Consider the following 3,361-nt stretch of genomic DNA (forward strand, 5'->3'; position numbering starts at 1 on the left):
GGGCGGCGCTGCGCGAGGCCCTGGCCGCGCCCGCCGCGCGCAGCGCGCACCGCGTGTACGCCGTCGGGCACGCGCACATCGACTCCGCGTGGCTGTGGCCGGTGCGCGAGACGGTGCGCAAGTGCGCGCGCACCTTCTCCAACGTCCTCGACCTCATGGACCAGGACCCCGACCTCGTCTTCGCCTGCTCCTCGGCCCAGCAGTACGCCTGGATGAAGGAGTTCTACCCGGAGCTGTTCGCGCGCATCAAGGAGCGCGTCGCCGAGGGCCGGTTCGTGCCGGTGGGCGGGATGTGGGTGGAGTCGGACACCAACATGCCGGGCGGGGAGGCGCTGGCGCGGCAGTTCGTGGAGGGCAAGCGGTTCTTCCTCGACGAGTTCGGCGTCGAGCCGCGCGAGGTGTGGCTGCCCGACTCCTTCGGCTACACCGCCGCGCTGCCGCAGATCGCGCGGGCCGCGGGGGCCGACGCCTTCCTGACGCAGAAGCTCTCCTGGAACGAGGTGAACGCCTTCCCGCACCACACCTTCACGTGGGAGGGCATCGACGGGAGCAGGCTGTTCGCCCACTTCCCGCCCGTCGACACCTACAACTCGACCCTCTCGGCCGCCGAACTCGCGCACACCGAGCGGAACTTCATGGACAAGGGGCGCGCCAACACCTCGCTCGTCCCGTTCGGCTACGGCGACGGGGGCGGCGGCCCGACCCGGGAGATGATGGCGGCGGCCCGGCGCGCGGCCTCGCTGGAGGGCTCCCCCACCGTGCGCGTGGCCGCTCCCGCCGAGTTCTTCGCCGCCGCGCGGGCCGAGAGCGGCACGCCCCCGGTGTGGAGCGGCGAGCTGTACATGGAGGGCCACCGGGGGACGTACACCTCGCAGGCCCGCACCAAGCGGGGCAACCGCACGAGTGAACGGCTGCTGCACGAGGCGGAGTTGTGGGCGGCGACGGCGGCGGTGCGGACGGGGGCCGCGTATCCGGAGCAGGCGCTGCGGCGCTCGTGGCACACGGTCCTGCTCCAGCAGTTCCACGACATCCTGCCCGGCTCCAGCATCGGCTGGGTCCACGACCAGGCCGAGGAGGAGTACCGCAAGGTCGGCGAGCGCCTGGAACCGCTCATCGACGCGGCGGTACGGGCCGCGACGGGCCCGGGCGAGGCGGGTGGCGAGGGCTCCGGTGCCGGGCTGTGGGCGAACGCGGCCCCCTTCGCGATCGACGGCGTACCGGCCCACGGCGTCGGGCCGCGCCGGGCGAGCGACGAGAGGGTGACGCTGGAGGAGACCCCGGAGGGTCTGCGCGTCGCCAACGGCGCCCTGGTCGTGGAGTTCGACGCGGACGGCCTCGTCCGCTCCCTGCGCGACCTCGCCACGGGGCGCGAGACCGTGCCCCCCGGGTGCCGGGGCGGGCTGCTGCAGGTCTTCGGGGACACCCCGCGCCGCTTCGACGCCTGGGACGTCGACGTGGAGTACCGGCGCTTCGGCGAGGACCTGACCAAGGCCGACACGGTCGAGGTCGTCGAGAGCGACGGGGCACGCTTCGTGCTCCGTACCGCGCGGGCCTTCGGCGCCTCGTCCGTCGTGCAGACCTTCACGGTGCGGGCCGGTGAGGCGGCGCTCGACATCGAGACGTCCGTCGACTGGCACGAGAAGCAGCGGCTCCTCAAGCTCGCCTTCCCCGTGGACGTGCACACCGCCTCCGCCCGCTCCGAGATCCAGTTCGGCCACGTCGAGCGGCCCACGCACACCAACACGAGCTGGGACGTGGCCCGTTTCGAGACGCCCGCGCACCGCTGGGTGCACGTCGCGGACGCCGGGCAGGGCGTCGGTGTCGCCAACGACGCCACGTACGGCCACGACATCTCGCGGCACGAGCGCCCGGGCGGCGGCACGTACTCGCTCGTGCGGCAGTCGCTGCTGCGCGCGCCGCTCTTCCCGGACCCCGAGGCGGACCAGGGCACGCACGTCTTCCGCACCTCCGTCGTCCTCGGCGGCGTGGACGCGGCGCTGCGCGCGGGCTACCGGCTCAACCTGCCGCTGCGCCCGGCGGGCGGCGGCCCCGTCGAACCGCTGGTGCGCTGCGACGCGCCCTCCGTGGTCGTGGAGACGGTCAAGCTCGCCGAGGACGGCTCGGGGGACGTGGTGGTACGGCTCTACGAGGCGCTCGGCGCCCCCGCCGAGGCGCGCCTGCACACCTCCTTCGCCGCCGCGCCGGCCGTCGAGACCGACCTCCTGGAGCGCCCGGCGGCCGAGCCGCACGCGGTCACCGCCTCGGCGGACGGGACGACGACGCTCGCCCTGCGCCCCTTCCAGCTCGTCACGCTGCGCCTGCCCCGCGCCGCCTGACGACCCGCCCCCCAGGCCCCGCCCGCCGATCCCGGCCGGCGGGGCCTCCGGCTGTCCACCCTGTCCACATCTCAAGACGCCCGTCTCATTCTTCGACATCCGGCGTAGCGTGAACGCATCGAGTCCTCCGCGAACGAAGGAGTTCCGCCATGCCGGAGAACACGGCAGCGACCCCCGCCGAGACCGCCGTCTACACGCACGGCCACCACGAGTCCGTGCTCCGCTCGCACAGTTGGCGCACCGCCGAGAACTCGGCGGCCTACCTGCTGCCGCACCTCAAACCGCACATGCGGGTGCTGGACCTGGGCTGCGGCCCCGGGACGATCACCGCGGACCTCGCCGCGCTCGTGCCGCAGGGGCACGTCACCGGGCTCGACGCCTCGCGGGAGGTGCTCGCGAAGGCGGCCGCGGAGGCGGAGCGACGCGGGCTCGGCAACGTGGAGTTCACGACCGGGGACGGGCACGCGCTCGCGTACCCCGACGACACCTTCTGCGTCGCGCACGCGCACCAGGTGCTCCAGCACGTGGGCGATCCGGTGGGCGTGCTGCGGGAGTTGCGGCGGGTCGTGAAGCCGGGCGGCATCGTGGCGGTACGGGACGCGGACTACGCGGCGATGACGTGGTACCCGGAGGTGCCGGGCCTCGACGACTGGCTCGGCCTGTACGAGCGCGTGGCGCGCGGCAACGGCGGCGAGCCGGACGCGGGACGGCGGCTGCGCGCCTGGGCCCGCGAGGCGGGCTTCACCGAGGTCGCTTCCTCGGCGAGCACGTGGTGCTACGCGGAGCCGGACGAGGTGGCCTGGTGGAGCGGCCTGTGGGCGGACCGCACCCTCGCCTCGGCGTACGCGGAGCGCGCGACGAGCGGCGGGCACACCGACGCCGCCGGGCTCGAAGCGATCTCGGCGGCGTGGCGGGAGTGGGGGCTGAGCCCGGACGCGTGGTTCGGGGTCCTCCACGGGGAGATCCTCTGCCGGGTGTGAGGCGGGGGCGGCCGGGCGGGGGGCTGAGGACCGGGGCGGCCGGGC

2 protein-coding genes are annotated in these 3,361 nt (G+C 74.7%); both read left to right on the forward strand.

Annotated features, from left to right (window positions below; genetic code table 11):
* The coding region (locus G3I42_RS16695) for a glycoside hydrolase family 38 C-terminal domain-containing protein (protein WP_164286786.1) at positions 1 to 2,336 on the forward strand (2,336 nt) is incomplete at its 5' end.
* A 149-nt stretch (positions 2,337 to 2,485) separates the two neighbouring features.
* Complete coding sequence (locus G3I42_RS16700; RefSeq protein ID WP_164286788.1) at positions 2,486 to 3,316, forward strand: methyltransferase domain-containing protein; 831 nt, start codon at positions 2,486 to 2,488, stop codon at positions 3,314 to 3,316.
* Positions 3,317 to 3,361 lie beyond the last annotated feature (45 nt).

The organism is Streptomyces sp. SID11385 (genome assembly GCF_010548245.1).
Classification (GTDB): domain Bacteria; phylum Actinomycetota; class Actinomycetes; order Streptomycetales; family Streptomycetaceae; genus Streptomyces.